This is a genomic window from Enterovirga sp., from assembly GCF_035325185.1.
Taxonomy (GTDB): Bacteria; Pseudomonadota; Alphaproteobacteria; order Rhizobiales; family Beijerinckiaceae; genus Enterovirga.
The window spans coordinates 21,139-41,571 of sequence record NZ_DAOLAJ010000003.1 but is presented as its reverse complement, the minus strand read 5'-3'; the positions used below and the strand labels follow the sequence as shown (position 1 = coordinate 41,571).

The following is a 20,433-nucleotide window of genomic DNA, read 5'->3' as shown; positions in this document are numbered from 1 at the left end:
CTATCGGTCGCAGCCAGCCATGGTGAGGCCGAAGCTCGCTTCGTTGATCGCGTAGTCCATCATGTTGCTGTCATGGACGGTGAAGGGAAAAGCGCGCCAGTTCGAGAAGGAGGGCGACTTGATCTTCACCCGCGCGAGGCGCCCCTCCGGCCCGGCATGGACGGCGTAGAAGAGCGAGCCGCGCGGCCCCTCGCTCCAGCCGAGCCCCTCGGCGAGGGGCGGAAGGCGGCACGGGGCCGCGACCGGCCCCGCCTCGAGCAGGAGCAGGATGCGCTGGCACAGGATGAAGGACGCATCGATCTCGGCCATGCGCACCCGCTCGCGCGCATAGGCATCGCCCTCCTTCAGGACCGGCACGGAGAGCGGCAGGCCGCCATAGCCGGCATAGGGATGGTCGCGGCGCAGGTCCCGGTCGAGGCCGGAGGCGCGCTCGACCGGGCCGGTCGCGCCCTGGTCGAAGGCGACGCGCTCGGGCAGCGGCCCCGTGGTGATCAGCCGGTCGAGATGGCTTTCGGAGGATTCGAGCCGGCCGGCATAGGCGACGTAATCCTCCCGCAGCCGTTCCAGGGCGTCGCCGAGCCACTTGCCCGGATCGAGGTCGCGCCGCAGGCCCCCCGGAGCCAGGAGGCCGCGCAGGAAGCGGCTTCCGGTGAGCCGCCCGTTGAGCTGCTTCGCCCTCTCCTCCAGCAGCTTGCCCTGCGCCTCGCCGACCTTGAGCGTCGTCGTGTGGCAGAGATGGCCGAGATAATGGAGGTGGTTGTAGAGGCGCTCCAACTCAGCGAGGAGGACGCGCAAAGCCCTCGCCCGCTCCGGCACCTCGCAGCCCGCGGCCCGCTCGACCGCCTCGCAATAGGCGAGCGCATGGGCCACCGAGCCGACCCCCGAGACCCGCTCCGCCGTGACCGCGCCGCGCAGGGGATCCTGTCCCTCGAAGCAGCTCTCCATCCCGCGATGCTTGAAGAACAGGCGCGGGTGGTAGTGGATGATGTGCTCGCCGACATAGAGGAAGGTGAACTCGGCCGATTCCAGCACATCCCCTCGGATCGGCCCGAAAGGTAGGTGCTGCACATCGGCCGCGTCGATATCGGGCAGGCGGGGGCGGCCGTTGCCGTTGACACGGGTGCCGTCGCCGGCATGCAGCACGAGCGGATAGGGCTCAGGATGGCCCTCGAAGGCGAGACCCTGCACATCCATCATCTCGCGCTCGTACCAGCCGATCAGAGGCAGGACGGGCGTGAGGCTCGGCAGGTTACGGTGGCCGGCGACGCGCCACAGCTCGAATTCGTGCCGTCCCGGCAGCGCCGCGACGTAGCGGATTTCCGGAACCTCGTCCGGCCTCGTCCAGGCATAGGCGAACTGAAGGCGCCCGCCGCCATTGCGGAGCGCACGGGCGGCCGGGCCGAGATCGGCCGGCGCGAGATCCTGGCCGCACGTCCCGATCATGGCGCCGGCTCCGCGGGATGCATGCCGCCGAGCGCCTGGGCGATGGCCTGGAAATGGTCCCAGAGGGCTTGCGGCCACCACAGCCCCAGGACGAGGAGCGGCACGAGAGCGAGCCACATGGGCAGGACGAGCCAGGGGCCGACCCGCGCAACCTCGGGCGCTTCCCCGGCTCCGTCCTCGAAATACATGACGCGGAAATGGTTGAGGAAGCCGACGAAGATCACGACGAGCAGCACAGCCACGAGCGCGACCAGGGCGTAATGGCCGTCGGCCAGTCCGCCGCGGATGATCGCAAGCTCGCTCAGGAAGAGCGCGAAGGGCGGCGCGCCGGTGATGGCGACCGCTCCCGCCAGCCACAGGCCGCCGAGGACGGGAAGGCGCCGCATTACATGCCGGATACTCGGAATGCGCTTGGTCCCGTAGGCGCGCATCACGGCGCCGGCACCGAAGAACATCGCCGACTTGTTCAGCGAGTGGCTGAGCATGTGATAGAGGGCGCCGGCCGTCCCGAAGGGGCCGCCGATGCCGAAGCCGAGCGCGATCACGCCCATATGCTCGACGCTGGAATAGGCCATCAGCCGCTTCAGCCCCCTCTGGCGGACGATGAACAGCGCAGCGACGAGCAGCGAGAAGGCGCCGAGCGCTAGCAATGTGCCGCGCGCCAGAGCCGCGATCCCGGCCGCATCCGCGACGGCGAGGTAGCGCACGATGCCGACCATGGCGGCGTTGAGCAGCGCGCCCGACAGCAGGGCCGAAACAGGCGCGGGACCCTCGCTATGGGCATCCGGCAGCCAGGTATGCATGGGGGCGAGGCCGACCTTGGTGCCGTAGCCGATCAGGACCAGCAGGAAGGCGAGCGAGACGAGGGCGGGGTTGAGGCGCGGGGCGATGTGCTGGAGCGTCCTCCAGGTCATGTCCCAGGTGGGGCCGAGGACGAAGGTCCCGGCCCAGTAGAAGAGGACGGTGCCGAGCAAAGCGAGGCTGATGCCGGCCGAGACGACGATGATGTATTTCCAGGCGGCCTCGATGCTTTCGGGCTCGCGCTCGAAGGCGACAAGGAAGGTGCTGACCAGCGTCGTCAGCTCGATCGCGATCCAGTAGAGGCCGGCATTGTTCATCATCGGGCCGGCGAGCGTGGTCAGGCCGAACCCGGCGAAGGTGGCGTAGAAGCGGTGCAGCCGGCCCTCCTCGCCCAGCAGGCGCATGTAGCCGACCGCGTAGATCGAGGCGAGGAAGTAGACGATCGCCGCGCACAGGATCGCCCAGGTGCCGAGGCCGTCGATGACGATATAGGCGTTCCAGAAGGTCGCCTCGGCCTCGGGGCCGACGAGGAGGATCGCGAGGATCGAGAGCAGAGAGACGGCGCTCGCCGCGAGGTTGATCGCCTCCGCCGCCCGCGGCCGGCCGATCAGGAGGATGACGACGATCGCCGCGGCCGGCGCCCCCACCAGCGCGAGCGCGAGGAAGCCGGTCGCGTCCATCAGCCCACCAGCCGCTTGAGCTGGAGCGAGCTGGTCGTGCCGACATGGCTCAGGAGATACTGCACCAGCACGCCGAAACAGGCGACGACGACGAGCAAATCGAACAGAATGACGATCTCGATGAAGAGCGGCATCCCCGGCACGAGGATCTGCGCGCCGAGGAAGACGCCGTTCTCCAGGACGAGCAGGCCGAGGATCTGGCTCAGCGCCTCGTGCCGGACGGAGAGCATCAGGAAGCCGATCAGCTTCATCGACAGCATGACCGTCAGCGCGAGGACGACCACGGTGCCGGAGAGGCCGAGCGCCGTGCCGATCCGGTAGGAGACGGCGAGCGCGAAGACGACGGCGAGCGCGCCGATGACGATGCTCGAGCTGGCCTGGAGGATCACATGCACCTCCCGGTGCGCCTCCAGGCGCCGCAGGATGCGCAGGATCAGGTAGGGCAGCAGCAAGCCCCGGAACAGCACGGTGAGGATCGCGACGATATAGAGTTCGGCATAGTCGCCGTAATAGCCGACCGCCGCCGACAGGATGGCGATGAGCCAGGATTGCGCCGCGAAGGCGAAGAGGTAGTGGCGCAGCCACCTCGAACCGAGCATCACGAAGGATAGCAGCAGGCTGCCGATCGCCAGCAGGCTGAAGATCGCGGCGGGAAGGGGTTCGAGATGCGCGGCCAGCATGGCGTCAGCTCAGTTGCGTGCCGACGATCGCAAGGACCGCGAGCATGAAGGAGGCCGCGAGCGGTTCCTGGTAGCGGTAGAAGCGCAGCCGCGACTGCGCCGTCTCGACCACGACGACGAGGCAGGCCACGGCCAGGAACTTCAGCGCAAGCGCGCCGACCGCGCCCAGCACGCCGAAGGCAGCGCCCTGGTAGGACAATCCCCAGGGGAGCAGGAGGACGTTGCAGAAGATCGTATAGAGGATGAACTGCTTCATCATCGAGGCCCAGCGCAGGATGGCGAGCATGGGCCCCGAATATTCGAGGATGCGGGCCTCCTCGATCATGTAGACTTCGATATGCGTGCTCGAATGGATCGGCAGGCGGTCGGTCTCGACCAGCAGCAGCACGAAGAAGGCCGCCACCAGGAAGAGGTGCGTCGGGCCCCAGTAGATCCAGGGCTCGGCGACGAGCAGGTGATTGACCACGAAGGGCAGCATCGCCTTGGCGAGGAGCGTGATCCCGACGAAGACGAGGATCAGGGTCGGCTCGGCCAGGATCGCGACCATGACGGCGCGGCTCGAGCCGATGCCGCCATAGGCGCTGCGCGTGTCGAGCCCCGCCAGCGTGACCATGAAGGAGCCGAGCGTCAGGATCAGGCCGCCGCCGAGGATGTCGCCCATGTCGGAGAGCGGCAGCGGATAGTTCGTGAGAACCGGGATCAGGATCGGGACCGTCAGCGTCGTCGTGAAGGCGACGATCGGCGCGATCCAGTAGAGCCAGGAGGCGGTCTCCGGCGCGACGATCTCCTTGTGGAACAGCTTCCAGAGATCGCGGTAGGGCTGGAGGATGCCGGGCCCCTGCCCGCGCTGCACCCGCTCCTCGAACTGGAGGACGACGCCCTGCAGGAGCGGCGCCAGCAGCAAAGTCGCCGCGACCTGCGCGACCTGGAGGAGGATGTCGCGCAGGCTCATGCCCGGCCCTTCCGTGCCCGGGCGCCGGGAGATATCTGCGGGAGGGGCGAGGGCGAATTCAAGGCACGCTGCTCCGTCAGCCGGATCGGCTCGACAGGAGTCATCAGCCCCGAGGGCGGTTAAATGGCGAACTCCATCGCCATGCCCAAGCTGATCCCGCCCCTCTTGCTTGTCAAGGGGAGCAGCGGGGCGTCCGGGGCTCCCGTCCTCCGCTTCTCCCCGCGAGCGGCAGGGCTATTGCATAGGGCGGCTTCCGCCGCGCCCACCTTCCCCCCCCTTGCGGTGGGAGGGTGGGCGCGCGAACCATCGACGCCCTAGGCGGGAGCCGGCGATCTCATCCCTCGGAAAGGGCCGCGCCGATCGCGTCCTTGATCCGAAGGCGCTCCTTGCGCAGCTCGGTTTCAGTAGCCTGGTCGACAGGTGCGATATTCGTCTCGGCCCGATGCACCTGGTCGTTGACCTCGTCATAGCGGGCCAGGAGGCGCGCGAAGGCGGGATCGGACACCTTCAGCCCGTGAATCGCCTCCTTCTGCCCGGGGAACTCGTCGGCCAAGGTGTGGGGAGTGTTGGACATGAATGCTCCTCGTCGCGGATTTCCGTGCAGCGACCGCTACCCGCCCGAGGCGCGCCGAGGGTTGATCTATCGCAACGCAGGCGATGCTGGGCCGGCCCCGCTTCGGCGGAGCCGGCCCGGTTCTTCGCCCTACAGGTAGAGCTTGCCGCCCTCCTCGAGGAACTCGCGCGACTTCGCGGCCATCCCGGCCTTGCGCTCCTCCTCGGTGAGGAAGGTCGCGCGGGCCGTGAGATCGGCGACCGCATTGTCTCCCATCTCCAGCACCTCGCGGCGCAGGTCCTGCGTGATCTTCATCGAGCAGAATTTCGGCCCGCACATCGAGCAGAAATGGGCGACCTTGTGGGCGTCCTTGGGCAGCGTCTCGTCGTGGTAGGCGCGAGCCGTGTCCGGGTCGAGGGAGAGGTTGAACTGGTCCTCCCAGCGGAAGTCGAACCGCGCCCGCGAGAGCGCGTCGTCGCGGATCTGCGCCGCCGGATGGCCCTTGGCGAGATCGGCCGCGTGGGCGGCGAGCTTGTAGGTGATGACGCCGACCTTGACGTCGTCGCGGTTCGGCAGGCCCAGATGCTCCTTCGGCGTCACGTAGCAGAGCATCGCGGTGCCGAACCAGCCGATCTGCGCCGCGCCGATCGCGCTCGTGATGTGGTCGTAGCCGGGCGCGATGTCGGTGGTGAGCGGCCCGAGCGTGTAGAAGGGCGCCTCGCCGCATTCGCGAAGCTGCTTCTCCATGTTCACCTTGATCTTGTGCATCGGCACGTGGCCGGGGCCCTCGATCATCACCTGGCAGCCCTTGTCCCAGGCGATCTTCGTCAGTTCGCCGAGCGTCTCCAGCTCGGCGAACTGGGCCGCGTCGTTGGCGTCGGCGATCGAGCCGGGCCGCAGGCCGTCCCCGAGCGAGAAGGAGACGTCATAGGCCCGCATGATGTCGCAGATCTCGTCGAAGCGCTCATAGAGGAAGCTCTCGCGATGCCCGGCGAGGCACCAGCGCGCCATGATCGAGCCGCCGCGGCTGACGATGCCCGTGACGCGCCGCGCCGTCAGCGGCACATGGGCGAGGCGCACGCCGGCATGGATGGTGAAGTAGTCCACCCCCTGCTCGGCCTGCTCGATCAGCGTGTCCTTGAAGACCTCCCAGTCGAGCTTGAGCGGATCGCCGTCGACCTTCTCCAGCGCCTGGTAGATCGGCACCGTCCCGATCGGCACGGGCGAGTTGCGCATGATCCAGGAGCGGATGTTGTGGATGTTGCGGCCCGTGGAGAGGTCCATGACCGTGTCCGCACCCCAGCGGATGGCCCAGACCAGCTTCTCGACCTCGTCCGCCGCCGTCGAGACGACGGCCGAATTGCCGATATTGGCGTTGATCTTGACGAGGAAGTTGCGGCCGATCGCCATCGGCTCGACCTCGGGATGGTTGATGTTGGCCGGGATGATGGCGCGGCCGCGCGCGATCTCGTCGCGCACGAATTCGGGCGTGATGAAGTCGGGGATCGCCGCGCCGAAGCTCTCGCCGTCCGCGATCGTCGCAGCCGCGTTCGCGACCGCCGCCTCGCGGGCGAGGTTCTCGCGATGGGCGACGTAGCGCATTTCCGGCGTGACGATGCCGGCCCTGGCGAATTCGTATTGCGTGACCGGCTGGCCGGGACGGCCGCGCAGGATCACGCGCTCGGCCGGGCAGGCGGCGACGAGCTTGTCGGCGGAGATGTTGCCGTTGTCCTCCGGCTTCACCGCCCTCCCCTCGACCCTCTCGAAGCCGCGCGCGGCGAGCCATGTCTCGCGCACCAGCGGCAGGCCGCGCGTGAGGTCGATGCCCGAATCGACATCGGTATAGGGGCCGGACGGATCGTAGACGCGCACCGGCGCCTCGTTCGGATCGGTCAGCACGATCTCGCGGAAGGGGACGCGGATGTCGTCATGGCCCGCCGGCGAGGCGTAGACCTTGCGCGAGCCCTGGATCGGGCCGGTGGTCACGCTTTGCGGGATGGCGGGTCCCTTGCCCATTTTCGGATCGTGAGCTGTCATTTATGTCTCCTTGGGGTTCTTGTGGGTTCCAGAATGCGGCTCAGGACAGGTAGCCGCAGGCGGTGAGGACGAGGCCGAAACCGGCCGTGACGAGGAGGGCGGCGCCGGCGAAGCCCCCATCGAGCAGCTTCGGCGCGGCATGGGCGGCGAGCCAGCCCGGCGCCAGGATGCGCACGAGGCCGCGCGCAAGGGCGAGCCAGCCGATCAGCGTGATCAGCACGGGCCAGCCGGCGACCCAGAGATTGTGCACTTGGACGATCGCCAGCCCGATCGCAAGATCGAGCGCACCGAGGATCAGGATCAGGCCGGGCTCGCGCGACAGCGAGGACGCGATGCCCCGGATGGCCTCGCGATTGAGCAGGCCGCCGATTCCGACGGCCAAGGCCAGAGGGCCGAGAAGCCGCGCCAGAAAGATGGAAGGTCCCGCCATGTTCCCGTCCCTCCGCCGGCATGACCCGGATCAGGTTGGAGGGTCACGGCCGGCCAGCCGTATCTCAGCCGCTCGCACGGCCCCCCTCGGAACAGGTTGAAGGTGGGACGGAAGCTGCGCAATGTCAAATCCGGCCCGCGGACAACCCGTCCGGGCCGCGAAAAGGCGCCTCGCGCTCGAATGCGGCGGCGGGTTCGCTCGCCGCCATGCCAACCCGACTCCGCAGGGAGACGCCGCATGAATCCCGCCGAGACAGACGCGCTGATCGTCGTCGACGTGCAGAACGATTTCCTCCCCGGCGGCAGCCTCGCCGTGCCGCAGGGCGACGCCGTCGTGCCGGCGGTCAACGCCCTCGCGGCGCGCTTCGGCATCGTCGTCGCGACGCAGGACTGGCATACGCCCGGCCATCTCTCCTTCGCCTCGGCCCATCCCGGCCGGGGGCCGTTCGAGACGGTGCCGATGCCCTACGGACCCCAGATCCTCTGGCCGGACCATTGCGTCCAGGGGACGGCGGGCGCGGCCCTGGCGCCCGGCCTGGAGCTGTCCAAGGCGCAGCTCGTCCTCCGCAAGGGCCACCATCACGCGGTCGACAGCTATTCGGCCTTCCGCGAGGCGGATCGGATCACGCCGACCGGCCTCGCCGGCTATCTGCGCGAGCGGGGTGCGCGGCATCTTTTCGTCTGCGGCCTCGCCACCGATTTCTGCGTCGCCTGGACGGCCCTCGACGGCCGTGCCGCCGGTTTCGAGGTCTCCGTGGTGGAGGATGCCTGCCGCGCCATCGACCTCGACGGATCGCTCGCGCGGGCCTGGGCGGAGATGGAGGCGGCCGGCGTGCGGCGCGTGTCGAGCGCCGGCCTCAGGCTGCCATCCCGACCCGCTTGATCTCCCATTCCAGCTCGATGCCGGAGGTCTCCCTGACGCGGCGCCGGACCTCCTCGCCCAAAGCCTCGATCTCGGCAGCGGTGGCGCGGCCGAGATTGACCAGGAAGTTGCAATGCATCTGCGAGACCTGCGCATCGCCGATGCGCAGGCCGCGGCAGCCGGCCTCGTCGACGAGTTGCCATGCCTTGGCCCCGGGCGGGTTCTTGAAGGTCGAGCCGCCGGTGCGGGTATTGACCGGCTGGGTCGAGGAGCGCTGCTCGGTGATCGCCCCCATCGCCGCGAGGATCGCTTCGGGATCGCCCGGCCGCCCCTCGAACAGCGCCTGCGTGAAGATCAGGCCGCCCGGCGCCGCGCAATGGCGATAGGTGAAGCCCATCTGCGCGCAGGACAAGGTGACCGCCCTGCCCTGCCGGTCGAGGGCGCGGGCCTCGACGAGCACATCCTTGGTCTCTCCGCCATAGGCGCCGCCATTCATGCGCAGCGCCCCGCCGATGGCGCCCGGAATGCCGCGCAGGAAGGCGAGCCCCTCGATTCCCGCCTCGGCCGCCGCCCGCGCGACCTTCACGTCGGGCGCCCCGGCCCCGGCCCGGACGCGATGGCCCGGCTCGACGGCGATGCCCGAAAAGCCGCGCCCCAGCCGGATCACCATCCCCTCGATGCCGCCGTCGCGGACGAGCAGGTTCGAGCCGAGCCCGACCACGAGGAGCGGAATATCGGCCGGGCAGGCGGCGAGGAAAGCGGCGAGATCGGCCTCGTCCTCGGGCGTGAACAGCACTTCCGCCGGCCCGCCCGTGCGGAACCAGGAGAGCGGCGCCATCGGCGCATTCGGAACCAGCGCGCCCCGCAGGCCGGGCGCGGCCGCCTTCAGCGAGGCCGCAAGATGGCGCGTCCACCCGGTTTTATCGCTCACGCCGCTCTTCGATCTCCGCCTTGGACGGCGCGGTTAGACCGGGAGGGCGCTCCTGTCCATGCCGCCGGGTGTCGTCCCGGCCATCCCGATCGAACGCGCCCGCGGACCGTCTAGCCAGATCTGGAACATATCGTGTACAAAGCCGCGATGACGCCGCCTGACCGCCTGACCGAGCCTTTCGCGGCCTGGTTCGCGGCGCGCGGCTGGGCGCCCCGCGCCCATCAGCTCGACCTCCTCGCCCGCGCCCGGGAGGGACGCTCGGTGCTGCTCGTCGCGCCCACGGGCGCGGGCAAGACGCTGGCCGGGTTCCTGCCGAGCCTCGTCGAGCTGGCGCAGGGAGGAGGCGGCGGGCGCCGGCTCCATACCCTCTATATCTCGCCGCTGAAGGCGCTCGCCGTCGATGTCGCGCGCAACCTCGAGACGCCCGTGCGCGAAATGGGCCTGCCGGTCACCGTCGAGACGCGCACCGGCGACACTCCGCCCCACAAGCGCAGGCGCCAGATCGAGCGTCCGCCCGACATCCTCATGACGACGCCCGAGCAACTGGCCCTGCTCCTCGCGCATCGAAGCGCAGGCGAGTTGCTCGGCGGCCTGCGGCGCGTCGTGCTGGACGAGCTTCACGCTCTCGTCACCTCGAAGCGGGGCGACCTCCTCTCGCTCGGCCTCGCGCGACTGCGCCGGCTCGCGCCAGGCCTCGCCATGGTCGGCCTCTCGGCCACGGTGCGCGAGCCCGATGCGCTGAGGCGGTATCTGGCGGGGAGGGAGTCCCCCCTTGCCGATCTCGTCGTGGTGGAAGGCGGGGCGGAGCCCGATATCCGCCTCCTCACGCTGAACCGGGACCTGCCGCTCGCCGGCCATATGGGCGCGCTCATGCTGCCGGCGATCTACGACTTGATCAAGCAGCACAAGACGACCCTCGTCTTCACCAACACGCGCTTCCAAGCCGAATTCGCCTTCCAGGAACTGTGGCGGATGAACGAGGACACGCTGCCCATCGCCATCCATCACGGCTCGCTCGAGGTCGAGCGGCGGCGGCGCGTCGAGGCGGCGATGAGCGCGGGCAAGCTCAAGGCGGTCGTCTGCACCGCGACGCTCGATCTCGGCATCGACTGGGGGGACGTCGATCTCGTCGTCAATCTCGGCGCGCCCAAGGGGGCCTCGCGCATCATGCAGCGGATCGGGCGAGCCAACCACCGCATGGACGAGCCCTCCAAAGCCTATCTCGCGCCGACAAACCGCTTCGAGATTCTCGAATGCGCAGCCGCCCTCGACGCGGTCGCGGCGGCCGCGCAGGACACGCCCGATCCGCGGCGCGGCGCCCTCGACGTGCTTGCCCAGCACGTGCTCGGCATGGCCTGCGCCGACCCCTTCTCCATGGACGATCTCTACGAGGAGGCGCGCTCCGCGGCGCCCTATGCCGATCTCGCCTGGGAGGATTTCGAGGCGGTGGTCGATTTCGTGGCGACGGGCGGCTACGCCCTGCGCGCCTACGAGCGCTTCGCGAAGATCGTGCGAGGCGCGGACGGCCTCTGGCGCGTGCGCGATGGGCGCATCGCCCAGCAATACCGGCTGAATGTCGGCACCATCGTCGGCGGGACGATGCTGAAGGTCCGCCTCGTGCGCCGGGCGCGGGCGGGCGGCGCGATCGTCCCGCGCGGGCGCGTCCTCGGCGAGGTCGAGGAGGGGTTCTGCGAGATGATGGTCGCCGGCGACACCTTCATCTTCGCCGGCGAGATGCTGCGCTTCGAGGGGATCGCGGAGGACGAGGTCCATGTCACCCGCGCCGCGGGCGCCGAGGACCCGCAGATCCCGAGCTATGCCGGCTCGAAATTCCCGCTCTCGACCTTCCTCGCCGCGCGCGTCCGGCAGATCCTGGCCGATCCGGCCGGGTGGGACCGCCTGCCCATGGGGGCGGCCTCATGGCTGCGCCAGCAGCGGCAGCGCTCGCTGATCCCCGCACCCGGCGACCTCCTGGTCGAGACCTTCCCGCGGCACAGGCGCTTCTATCTCGTCGCCTTCCCATTCGAGGGGAGGCTCGCGCATCAGACGCTCGGCATGCTCCTCACGCGCCGCCTCGAGCGGGCCGGGCTGCGCCCGCTCGGCTTCGTCGCCAACGATTACGGCATCGCGGCCTGGGCGATCGGCGATATCGGCGCGCGGGCCGCCGCGGAGCCCGGCTTCCTGGACGAATTGCTCGGCGAGGACATGCTGGGCGACGACCTCGAGGCGTGGCTCGACGAGAGCGCCCTGATGAAGCGCGCCTTCCGCGACTGCGCCGTCATCGCCGGGCTGATCGAGCGGCATCATCCGGGCGCGAGGAAGACCGGCCGGCAGGTCACGGTCTCGACCGATCTCGTCTACGACGTGCTGCGCCGGCACCAGCCGGACCATCTCCTCCTGCGCGCCGCGCGGGCGGATGCGGCGACGGGCCTGCTCGACCTGCGCCGCCTCGGGCAGATGCTGGCCCGCATCCGCGGCCGAATCAGGCATAAGCCGCTGGAGCGGGTCTCCCCGCTCGCCGTCTCGCTCATCCTCGAGATCGGGCGCGAGCGGGTCTTCGGCGAGGGAGCGGACGAGATCTTGGCGGAGGCGGAGGCGATGCTGGTGGAAGAGGCGATGGCGTGAGCGCGCCCTGGCCGGCCCCACCTGAGCGGCCGGAACCGGCGGCGATCGCTCTCGCCGGCATGGCCTGCCTGCTCGATCCCTCGGGCGCGCTCGTCCTGCCCGAGGCGCGCATGCTCGTCGTCGCCGACCTGCATCTCGAAAAGGGCTCCGCCTTCGCCCGGCGCGGCGCCCTGCTGCCGCCCTACGACACGGGCGCGACCCTCGCCCGGCTCGCCGAGGCGATCGCCCTCCACCGGCCGCGCCGGGTCGTCGCGCTCGGCGACAGCTTCCACGACCAATGGGGGCCCGAGCGCCTGCATCCCCGCGACCGCGCCATGCTCGGCGCGCTGACCGCGGGGCTCGACTGGACCTGGATCCTCGGCAACCATGACCCGATCCTGCCCGCCGCGCTCGGCGGGACGGTGGCCGCGGAGGCGGCGATCGGCCCGCTCGTGCTACGCCATCATCCGGCCATCGGCGCGGGGCGGGAACTCGCCGGACATCTGCATCCGGTGGCGAAGGTCGCCCTGCGGGGCCGGGGCGTGCGCGTCCGCGCCTTCCTGACGGACGGGGAGCGCTGCATCCTGCCCGCCTTCGGCGCCTATGCGGGCGGCCTCAATGCCTGCGATCCCGTTTTCCGGCCGCTCTTCCCGCGGGGGTTTCTCGCCCATGCCATCGGCCGCACGCGGCTCTACGCCCTGCCCGACGCCGCCCTGCGCGGAGACTGAGTCCCGAAGCCTCGCCCGGCAGCCCCGCGCCTGCTATCAGCGCCGCTCGATTCGTCCGCAAGGGCAGGAGCAGCCATGTCCCGTCTCGCCGTTCTCACAGGAGCCTTGACCCTCGCCATGACCATCGCCGCCTCCGCCGCCGGACCCGTCACCACGCCGTCGGGCCTGCGCTACACGGACGAGGCCGTCGGGACCGGCGCCCCGGCCAAGGCCGGGCAGACCGTCCAGGTGCACTATACCGGCTGGCTCGACCAGGGCGGCAAGAAGGGTGCGAAATTCGACTCGTCGCGCGACCGTGGCCAGCCCTTCTCCTTCACCCTCGGCCAGGGCCAGGTCATCGCGGGCTGGGACGAGGGCGTCGCCGGCATGAAGCCCGGCGGCCGGCGCATCCTGGTGATCCCGGCCGCCCTCGGCTACGGCGCGCGCGGGGCCGGCGGCGTGATCCCGCCGAACGCGACCCTGATCTTCGACGTCGAGCTGCTCGGCGCCCGCTGACGCGCCTCCGGCGAAAATTATTCTAGTGCCACGCCTACAACGAAAGGCTAGCGGGGCGGCGAAGGACATCGTAAAGCAGCCGCCTGCTTGCACATTTCGGCTAAGCGCCGCCACTCAGCAATCGACACAAAACGGCACGGCCGAGGGCCTGCCCGGACAGGGGAAGAAGCGAACGATGTCGAAGGGATCAGATCTTCTTGTTCGCGCCTTGGAAAACGAGGGCGTCGACCGTATTTTTGGGATACCCGGGGAAGAGAACCTCGACGTCGTGGAATCACTGCGGACGTCGAAGATCGAGCTGGTCCTGACGCGCCACGAGCAGGCCGCGGCCTTCATGGCGGCGACGCACGGGCGCCTGACCGGCCGTCCCGGCGTCTGCATCGCGACGCTCGGGCCGGGCGCGCTGAACTTCTCGACCGGCGCGGCCTATGCGCATCTCGGCGCCATGCCGATGATCATCCTGACCGGCCAGAAGGGCATCCTGTCCTCGCGCCAGGCCCGGTTCCAGATCGTCGACGTCATCGCCTCGATGAAGCCGATCACCAAGATGGCGCGGCAGATCGTGTCGGCCTCCTCGATCCCGACCATCGTGCGCGACGCCTTCCGGGTGGCGATGGAGGAGCGGCCCGGCCCGGTTCTGCTGGAGCTGCCCGAGGACATCGCCTCCGAGGAGGGCGAGGCCGAGATGGTGCCCTCGCATCCGATCGAGATCCCGGTCGCGCATCCGGCGGCGATCGCGCGCGCCGCGGAGATGATCAAGGCCGCCAAGCGTCCGCTGATCATGCTGGCGGCGGCCGCGAGCCGGCCGCGCTCGTCGCACGACATCGGCGACTTCGTGAAGCGCACCGGCATCCCCTTCTTCACCACGCAGATGGGCAAGGGCACGGTCGCGGGCGGCACCAGCCTCTATATCGGGACGGCGGCGCTCTCCGAGCGCGACTACGTGCACGAGGCGATCGACCAGGCCGACCTCATCATCGCCATCGGCCACGACACGGTGGAGAAGCCGCCCTTCATCATGGGCAAGAAGGGCGGCCCAAAGGTCATCCACGTCAGCTACACGCCGGCGACGGTCGAGTCGGTCTATTTCCCCGATGCGGAGGTCGTCGGCGATATCGGGCCGACGCTGAAGATCCTCGGCGACCAGGTGGCGGGCAAGCTGCCGAATGCGGGCGCGCTCCTGCCGCTGCGCGAGCACATCCTGTCCCACATCTCCGCGCGCAACGACGAGGACCGCTTCCCGGTCACGCCGCAGCGCCTCGTGCGGGACGTGCGCCGGGTGATCCCGGAGGACGGGATCGTCTGCCTCGACAACGGCATGTACAAGATCTGGTTCGCGCGGAACTACCGCACCTACGTCGCGAACACGCTGTTGCTCGACAACGCCCTCGCCACGATGGGCGCGGGCCTGCCCTCGGCCATGATGGCGGCGCTCCTGAACCCGGGCAAGCGCGTCATGGCGGTCTGCGGCGACGGCGGCTTCATGATGAACAGCCAGGAGCTGGAGACCGCGGTCCGCCTCGGGCTCAACCTCGTGGTACTGGTGCTCGACGACTCGGCCTACGGCATGATCCGCTGGAAGCAGGCCGTGGACGACTTCCCCGACTACGGCATGACCTTCAAGAACCCCGATTTCGTGAAATATGCCGAGAGCTACGGCGCCAAGGGGCACCGGATCCAGTCGGTCGGCGAGTTCGAGAGCACTCTCGACAACGCCTTCAAGGCCGGGGGCGTCCATCTCGTCGTGGTGCCCGTCGATTATTCCGAGAACAGCCGCGTCCTCGTCAAGGAGCTGCGCGAGAAGGTGAAGCAGCTCCAGCCCGAGCCGGCCGAATAGGAGCCGGCCGGGACCAACGACAAAAGATGGCGGGAACGATCAAGGACAGGCCGATGAATCCCTTTACCTTCCAGACGACCTCGAACGTGCTCTTCGAGAACGGCGCTTCGGCGAAGCTGCCGGGTATCGTGGAGCAGTTCGGCGCGAAGCGCGTCATGCTCGTCACCGACAGGGGCGTGCGCAATGCGGGGCTGACCAAGTCGGCCGAGGATGCGCTCGCCGCGGCCGGCATGACCGTTTCCGTCTATGACGAGGTGCAGGCCGACCCGCCTTCGACCATCATCGAGGCGGCGGCGAAGCGTGCGCGCGACGAGGGGATCGAGCTGGTCCTGTCGATCGGCGGCGGCTCGGCGCTCGATACCGCCAAGCTCGTCGCCTATCTCGCCAAGTCCGACGAACCGCTCGACGCCATCTACGGCGTCGGCATGGCCAAGGGCCAGCGCCTGCCGCTGATCCTGGTGCCGACCACCGCCGGGACCGGCTCGGAGGTCACCCCGATCTCGATCGTGACCACGCCCACCACCGAGAAGAAGGGCGTGGTCTCCCCGCGCCTCCTTCCCGACTGGGCGGTCCTCGACGCCGAGCTGACGGTCGGCCTTCCGGCGCATGTGACGGCGGCGACCGGCATCGACGCCATGGTCCACGCCATCGAGGCCTATACCTCGAAGCACAAGAAGAACCCGATCTCCGACCAGCTCGCCCGCCAGGCCCTGACGCTGCTCTCGGCCAATATCCGCACCGCCTGCCGCGAGCCGAAGAACCTCGAGGCGCGCTCCAATATGCTGCTCGGCTCGATGCTGGCCGGGATGGCCTTCGCCAATTCGCCGGTCGCAGCCGTCCACGCCCTCGCCTATCCGATCGGCGCGATCTTCCACGTGCCGCACGGGCTCTCGAACGCCCTCGTCCTGATGGGCGTCCTGCGCTTCAACCTCTCGCACGCCCAGGACCTCTATGCAGAACTGGCGCCTCTCGTCGATCACGGCGCGAGCGGCCTGAAGTCGAACGAGGCGGCGGCCCGCTTCGTCGAGGCGCTGGATTCCATCTGCCGCGATTGCGGCGTGCCGGCGCGCCTCACGGATGTCGGCGTCGCCGAGAAGGATCTCGAGCGGCTGGCAACGGATGCCATGAAGCAGACGCGCCTCCTCGTGAACAATCCGCGCGAGGTCACCTACGCGGATGCCTTCGCGATCTATTCGGAAGCGCTGGACGGCAAGCTCCGGCAAGCTGCCTGACCGCCGGGGACACGACCATGAACCCCTTCGATACCGCCAAGGCGATGGGCGAACTCTGGGGGCGCGGCACCCAGAGCTTCCTCGACGCCCAGCGCAATTTCTTCAGCGCGATGACCCAGGGCATGCCCCCGGCCATGATGCCGACAGGCGGCATGCCGGACGTGCAGTCCTTCCAGGCCGCGCAGGCAGCCTTCCAGCAGGCATGGTCGAGTGCGGAGGCGGTCTCGACCACCTTCGCCCGCAGCCTCGCCGACCAGAGCGGCGGACGCCCGGACCCGGTCACCACCGAGCTGATGGCCAAGATCTTCGACCCGCGGGGCTGGCTCGCCGCCACCAGCGAGGTCGACGAGGCGCTGAACCGCATGGCCGAGGGCCCGCGCTTCTCCGATCTCTGGAACGTCGAGCGCAAATTCGCCAGCCTGATGACGGCGTGGCTCGCCATGCGGCGCTGCAATCTCGAGCACAACACCGTCATGATCGAGGCCTGGTCCAAGGCCGCGGGCCAGTTCGCGAAGGCGGTCAATGAGCGGGCCGAATCCGGCAAGCCGCTCGAATCGGCGCGCGCGCTGATGTCCCTGTGGGTCGAGATCGCCAACGACACGCTGCTCGAGACGCAGCGCACCGAGGCTTTCCTCAAGAGCCAGCGCGACACGATGAAAGCCTCGACCGACCTGCGCGAGGCCCAGCAGGAGATCGGCGAGTTCTACAGCCAGGTCTTCGGCTACCCGACCCGGGCCGAGCTGGACGACGTCCATAAATCCGTCACGGACCTGCGCCGCGAGATCCGCACCCTGACCCGCGAGAACCGCGCCCTCAAGGCGCGCGCCGCCGACAACAGCCAGGCCGGAGGTCGTGCCCCATGAGCGAGCCCAAAATGAGCGAGCCCAAAGCCGCCCCCCTCATTTCTCCCGCGGACGTCCTTCAGGAAGCCTCCACCCTCGGCAAGCGCATCGCCGAGGGAGCGAAGCTCTTCTCGGAGGTCAAGGACGAGGAAGTCCAGATCGCCACGACCCCCAAGGACGTGGTCTTCCAGCAGGACAAGGTCACCCTCTACCGCTACCGCCCGCTCGCCGAGACACAGAGCATCGGCATCCCGGTCCTCATCTGCTACGGCCTCGTCGGGCGCTGGACGATGGCGGATCTCCAGGAGGACCGCTCGCTCATCCGCAACCTGCTCAAGCTCGGCGTCGACCTCTACGTCGTGGACTGGGGCAATCCGAGCCGCGCCGACCGCTTCCTCACGCTGGACGACTATATCGACGGCTATCTCGACGAATGCATGAGCTTCATCGCCGAGGCGAGCGGCAAGCCGAAGGTGAACCTCCTCGGCATCTGCGAGGGCGGCGTCTTCGCCACCGCCTATGCCGCCCTGCACCCGGAGAAGATCAACGGGCTCATCCTCACGATCACGCCGATCGACTTCCATGCCGACATGGAAGGCGAGCAGCGCAAGGGCCACGGCTTCATCAACCTGTGGACGCGCAACCTCGACCCGAAGGACATCGACCGGCTGATCGACGTCTACGGCTCGCTGCCCGGGGAGTTCATGGGGTCGGTCTTCTCGATGCTGACGCCCATGCGGACCATGACGAAATACAATCTCGACCTGCTCGACGTCATGGACGACAAGAAGAAGTTCATGAACTTCCTGCGCATGGAGAAATGGATCGCCGACCGCCCGCACCATCCGGGCGAGGCGGCCAAGCAGTGGCTCAAGGACCTCTACCAGAACAACAAGCTGGTGAAGAACGAGCTGGAGATCGGCGGGCGCAAGGTCGATCTCGGCAAGATCTCGGCGCCGGTCCTCAACATCTTCGCCACGGACGACCACATCGTGCCGCCGGCGACCTCCCAGGGGCTCAAGCGGGTCGTCGGGACCAAGGACTACACCGAACTGCCGCTTCCGGGCGGCCATATCGGGGTCTTCGTCGGCGGCAAGGGCAACGCGCTGCTGGGACCCTCCATCGCCGACTGGCTCAAGAAACACGATTGAGACCGCGCCCGTGCTGAAGAACAAGATCGTCTCGGCCGACGAGGCCACCGCCCTCATCCGCGACGGCGACACGGTCGCGGTCTCGGGATTCGTGGGGATCGGCACCCCGGACGAGCTGATCCTGGCCATCGCCCGCCGCCACGAGGCGCAGAAGGGGCCGAAGGATCTCACGCTGGTCTTCGCCGCCGCGCCCGGCGACGGCAAGGAGCGCGGCCTCAACCGCCTCGCCCGCGTGGGGCTGATCAAGCGCGTCGTCGGCGGCCACTGGTCGCTCGTGCCGAAGCTGTGCGACCTCGCCCTCGACGAGGAGATCGAAGCCTATAACCTGCCCCTCGGCGTCGTCTCCCACCTCTACCGGGACATCGCCGCGCACGGGCCGGGCGTCATGACGAAGGTCGGCATGCGCACCTTCGTCGATCCCCGCCTCACGGGCGGCAAGCTCAATGCGCGCACGACCGAGGATCTCGTCGAGCTGGTCACGCTCGATGGGGAGGAATGGCTGCGCTACAAGTCCTTCCCGATCCATGTCTCGCTGATCCGGGGCACGACGGCCGATCCCGCCGGCAACATCACCATGGAGCGCGAGGCGCTCAAGCTCGACAATCTCGCCGCCGCCATGGCGGCCAAGAATTCGGGCGGCCTCGTCATCGCGCAGGTCGAGCGCATCGCCGAGGGCCTCGCCGCCCGCGAGGTCATCGTCCCGGGCGCCCTCGTGGATTGCGTCGTCGTCGCCAAGCCCGAGAACCACCTCCAGACCTACGCCACGGCCTATAACCACGCCTATTCCGGCCGCCAGCGCGTGCCGCTCGACCGCATCCCGCCCCTTCCGCTCGACGAGCGCAAGGTCATCGCGCGGCGCTGCGCCTTCGAGTTGCCGCCGGGCGGCGTGGTCAATCTCGGCATCGGCATGCCCGAGGGCGTCTCCGCCGTCGCGGCCGAGGAGCGGGTGCTGAAATACCTGACGCTGACGGCCGAGCCCGGCATCATCGGCGGCATGCCGCAGGGAGGGCTCGATTTCGGCGCCGCCCTCAATCCCGACGCCATCCTGCACCAGAACCAGCAATTCGACTTCTATAACGGCGGCGGTCTCGACCTCGCCTGCCTCGGCATGGCGCAGACCGACCGGCACGGCAACGTCAACGTCTCGAAATTCGGCCGCAAGCTCGCTGGCGCGGGCGGCTTCATCAACATCTCGCAGAATGCCAAGGTCCTGCTCCTCGCCGGGACCTTCACCGCGGGCGGGCTCAAGATCGCCGTCGAGGACGGCCGGCTCCGCATCCTCGAGGAAGGCCGGATGAAGAAATTCGTCGAGCAGGTCGAGCATGTGACCTTCTCGGGCGACTATGCCGCCGAGACTGGCCAGCCGGTCCTCTACATCACCGAGCGCTGCGTCATGCGGCGCACGCCGGAGGGCATGGAACTGACGGAGGTCGCGCCGGGCATCGACATCGAGCGCGACATTCTCGCCCAGATGGGATTCAAGCCCATCATCCGCAATCCGAAGCTCATGGACGAGCGCATCTTCCGCGACGGAGCCATGGGGCTGGAGAACGACCTGCTCGGCCACAGCCTCGACGAGCGCATCAGCTACGACCCGGCGCGCAACACGATGTTCGTCAACTGGGAGGGCTTCCACGTCCGCACCACCGACGATGTCGAGCTGATACGGCGCGAATTCGAGCGGCGCTGCCGCGCGATCGGCCACAAGGTGCATCTCATCGTCAATTACGACGGCTTCCAGCTCGATCCGGCCGTCAGCGACGCCTATTTCTCCACAATCACCTACCTTCAGGGGCGTTACTACGAGACGGCGTCGCGTTATACGACGAGCGCCTTCATGCGCCTGAAGCTCGGAGAAGCCCTGAAGGAGCGCGACGTCGCTCCTCACGTCTTCGAGACCCGGCAGGAGGCCAACAATACGGTCGAGCCCGACCGGACCTAACCTTCCCACGCTTCTCGAAGCACAGAGTAACCCATCGGGGTGCAGCGTCATGGCTAAATCACCTTCCTCCCCGCCGGATTCGGCGCCCAAGGCGCCCGTGGCGGCCGAATCTCCCGCCGCCAAGGCGGACGCTCCCGCTCCGGCCGCCGCAAAGAGCGAGCCGAAGGACGCCGCGCCCAAGGCTGCCGCCCCCGAGCCGAAGCCGGCAACCCCTCCCGCCGCCGCGGCTCCCGC

18 protein-coding genes and 2 riboswitches are annotated in these 20,433 nt (G+C 68.9%); of the genes, 10 read left to right on the top strand and 8 right to left on the bottom strand.

The window, feature by feature from the left end; all coding sequences use genetic code 11:
* The 7 genes from PKD06_RS01160 to PKD06_RS01130 all read right to left on the bottom strand — a co-directional run bounded on the left by PKD06_RS01160 (nt 1) and on the right by PKD06_RS01130 (nt 7,576).
* Nucleotides 1-1,443, bottom strand: coding sequence for a nickel-dependent hydrogenase large subunit (locus tag PKD06_RS01160; RefSeq protein ID WP_324376902.1), 1,443 nt, complete (start codon nt 1,441-1,443; stop codon nt 1-3).
* Nucleotides 1,440-2,924, bottom strand: coding sequence for a proton-conducting transporter membrane subunit (locus PKD06_RS01155; RefSeq protein ID WP_324376900.1), 1,485 nt, complete (start codon nt 2,922-2,924; stop codon nt 1,440-1,442). The genes PKD06_RS01160 and PKD06_RS01155 overlap by 4 nt, the downstream gene beginning before the upstream one ends.
* On the bottom strand, nt 2,924-3,604 hold the full coding sequence (locus PKD06_RS01150) for a hypothetical protein (protein WP_324376898.1): 681 nt from the start codon (nt 3,602-3,604) through the stop codon (nt 2,924-2,926). The genes PKD06_RS01155 and PKD06_RS01150 overlap by 1 nt, the downstream gene beginning before the upstream one ends.
* 4 nt (nt 3,605-3,608) lie before the next feature.
* Complete coding sequence (locus PKD06_RS01145; RefSeq protein ID WP_324376896.1) at nt 3,609-4,556, bottom strand: NADH-quinone oxidoreductase subunit H; 948 nt, start codon at nt 4,554-4,556, stop codon at nt 3,609-3,611.
* Between the two features lie 87 nt (nt 4,557-4,643).
* Nucleotides 4,644-4,706, bottom strand: a riboswitch (Fluoride riboswitch).
* A gap of 184 nt (nt 4,707-4,890) precedes the next feature.
* Nucleotides 4,891-5,130 carry a YdcH family protein gene (locus PKD06_RS01140; protein WP_324376894.1) on the bottom strand — a complete coding sequence of 80 codons (240 nt, stop codon included), beginning with the start codon at nt 5,128-5,130 and terminating at the stop codon, nt 4,891-4,893.
* 129 nt (nt 5,131-5,259) lie between these two features.
* Entirely contained in the window at nt 5,260-7,146 is a 1,887-nt protein-coding gene (gene thiC / locus PKD06_RS01135; protein ID WP_324376891.1) for a phosphomethylpyrimidine synthase ThiC, read from the bottom strand.
* A 40-nt stretch (nt 7,147-7,186) separates the two neighbouring features.
* Complete coding sequence (locus PKD06_RS01130; protein WP_324376889.1) at nt 7,187-7,576, bottom strand: hypothetical protein; 390 nt, start codon at nt 7,574-7,576, stop codon at nt 7,187-7,189.
* Nucleotides 7,567-7,673, bottom strand: a riboswitch (TPP riboswitch). Its footprint overlaps the gene before it by 10 nt.
* A gap of 140 nt (nt 7,674-7,813) precedes the next feature.
* Here PKD06_RS01130 and pncA point away from each other — a divergent pair.
* On the top strand, nt 7,814-8,458 hold the full coding sequence (gene pncA, locus PKD06_RS01125; RefSeq protein WP_324376888.1) for a bifunctional nicotinamidase/pyrazinamidase: 645 nt from the start codon (nt 7,814-7,816) through the stop codon (nt 8,456-8,458).
* Here pncA and murB read toward each other — a convergent pair.
* The gene (gene murB / locus PKD06_RS01120) at nt 8,433-9,368 is read right to left on the bottom strand and encodes a UDP-N-acetylmuramate dehydrogenase (protein WP_324376886.1); all 936 of its coding nucleotides are present in this window, start codon (nt 9,366-9,368) and stop codon (nt 8,433-8,435) included. The two genes, pncA and murB, sit on opposite strands and share 26 nt — an antisense overlap.
* A gap of 147 nt (nt 9,369-9,515) precedes the next feature.
* On the opposite strand from murB, the gene PKD06_RS01115 reads away from it, so the two are divergent.
* From PKD06_RS01115 to PKD06_RS01075, 9 genes are all read left to right on the top strand, one after another.
* Nucleotides 9,516-11,993 carry a ligase-associated DNA damage response DEXH box helicase gene (locus PKD06_RS01115; protein ID WP_324376995.1) on the top strand — a complete coding sequence of 826 codons (2,478 nt, stop codon included), beginning with the start codon at nt 9,516-9,518 and terminating at the stop codon, nt 11,991-11,993.
* A gap of 59 nt (nt 11,994-12,052) precedes the next feature.
* The gene (pdeM, locus tag PKD06_RS01110; protein WP_324376993.1) at nt 12,053-12,700 is read left to right on the top strand and encodes a ligase-associated DNA damage response endonuclease PdeM; all 648 of its coding nucleotides are present in this window, start codon (nt 12,053-12,055) and stop codon (nt 12,698-12,700) included.
* A 75-nt stretch (nt 12,701-12,775) separates the two neighbouring features.
* Nucleotides 12,776-13,195 carry an FKBP-type peptidyl-prolyl cis-trans isomerase gene (locus PKD06_RS01105; RefSeq protein ID WP_324376884.1) on the top strand — a complete coding sequence of 140 codons (420 nt, stop codon included), beginning with the start codon at nt 12,776-12,778 and terminating at the stop codon, nt 13,193-13,195.
* Nucleotides 13,196-13,370: 175 nt separating this feature from the next.
* Nucleotides 13,371-15,032: an acetolactate synthase large subunit gene (locus tag PKD06_RS01100; RefSeq protein ID WP_324376882.1), complete on the top strand. Its 1,662-nt coding sequence runs from the start codon at nt 13,371-13,373 to the stop codon at nt 15,030-15,032.
* Nucleotides 15,033-15,085: 53 nt separating this feature from the next.
* Nucleotides 15,086-16,264 (top strand): iron-containing alcohol dehydrogenase, encoded by a 1,179-nt coding sequence (locus tag PKD06_RS01095; RefSeq protein ID WP_324376880.1) that lies wholly within the window; start codon nt 15,086-15,088, stop codon nt 16,262-16,264.
* A 17-nt stretch (nt 16,265-16,281) separates the two neighbouring features.
* The gene (locus PKD06_RS01090; protein WP_324376878.1) at nt 16,282-17,127 is read left to right on the top strand and encodes a poly(R)-hydroxyalkanoic acid synthase subunit PhaE; all 846 of its coding nucleotides are present in this window, start codon (nt 16,282-16,284) and stop codon (nt 17,125-17,127) included.
* Nucleotides 17,124-18,257, top strand: a complete 1,134-nt coding sequence (gene phaC / locus PKD06_RS01085) for a class III poly(R)-hydroxyalkanoic acid synthase subunit PhaC (RefSeq protein WP_324376876.1) — start codon at nt 17,124-17,126, stop codon at nt 18,255-18,257. Before PKD06_RS01090 ends, phaC begins: the two co-directional genes overlap by 4 nt.
* Before the next feature lie 13 nt (nt 18,258-18,270).
* Nucleotides 18,271-20,199, top strand: a complete 1,929-nt coding sequence (locus tag PKD06_RS01080) for an acyl CoA:acetate/3-ketoacid CoA transferase (RefSeq protein ID WP_324376991.1) — start codon at nt 18,271-18,273, stop codon at nt 20,197-20,199.
* Between the two features lie 49 nt (nt 20,200-20,248).
* A partial coding sequence (locus PKD06_RS01075) for a hypothetical protein (protein ID WP_324376874.1) occupies nt 20,249-20,433 on the top strand: 185 nt, incomplete at its 3' end.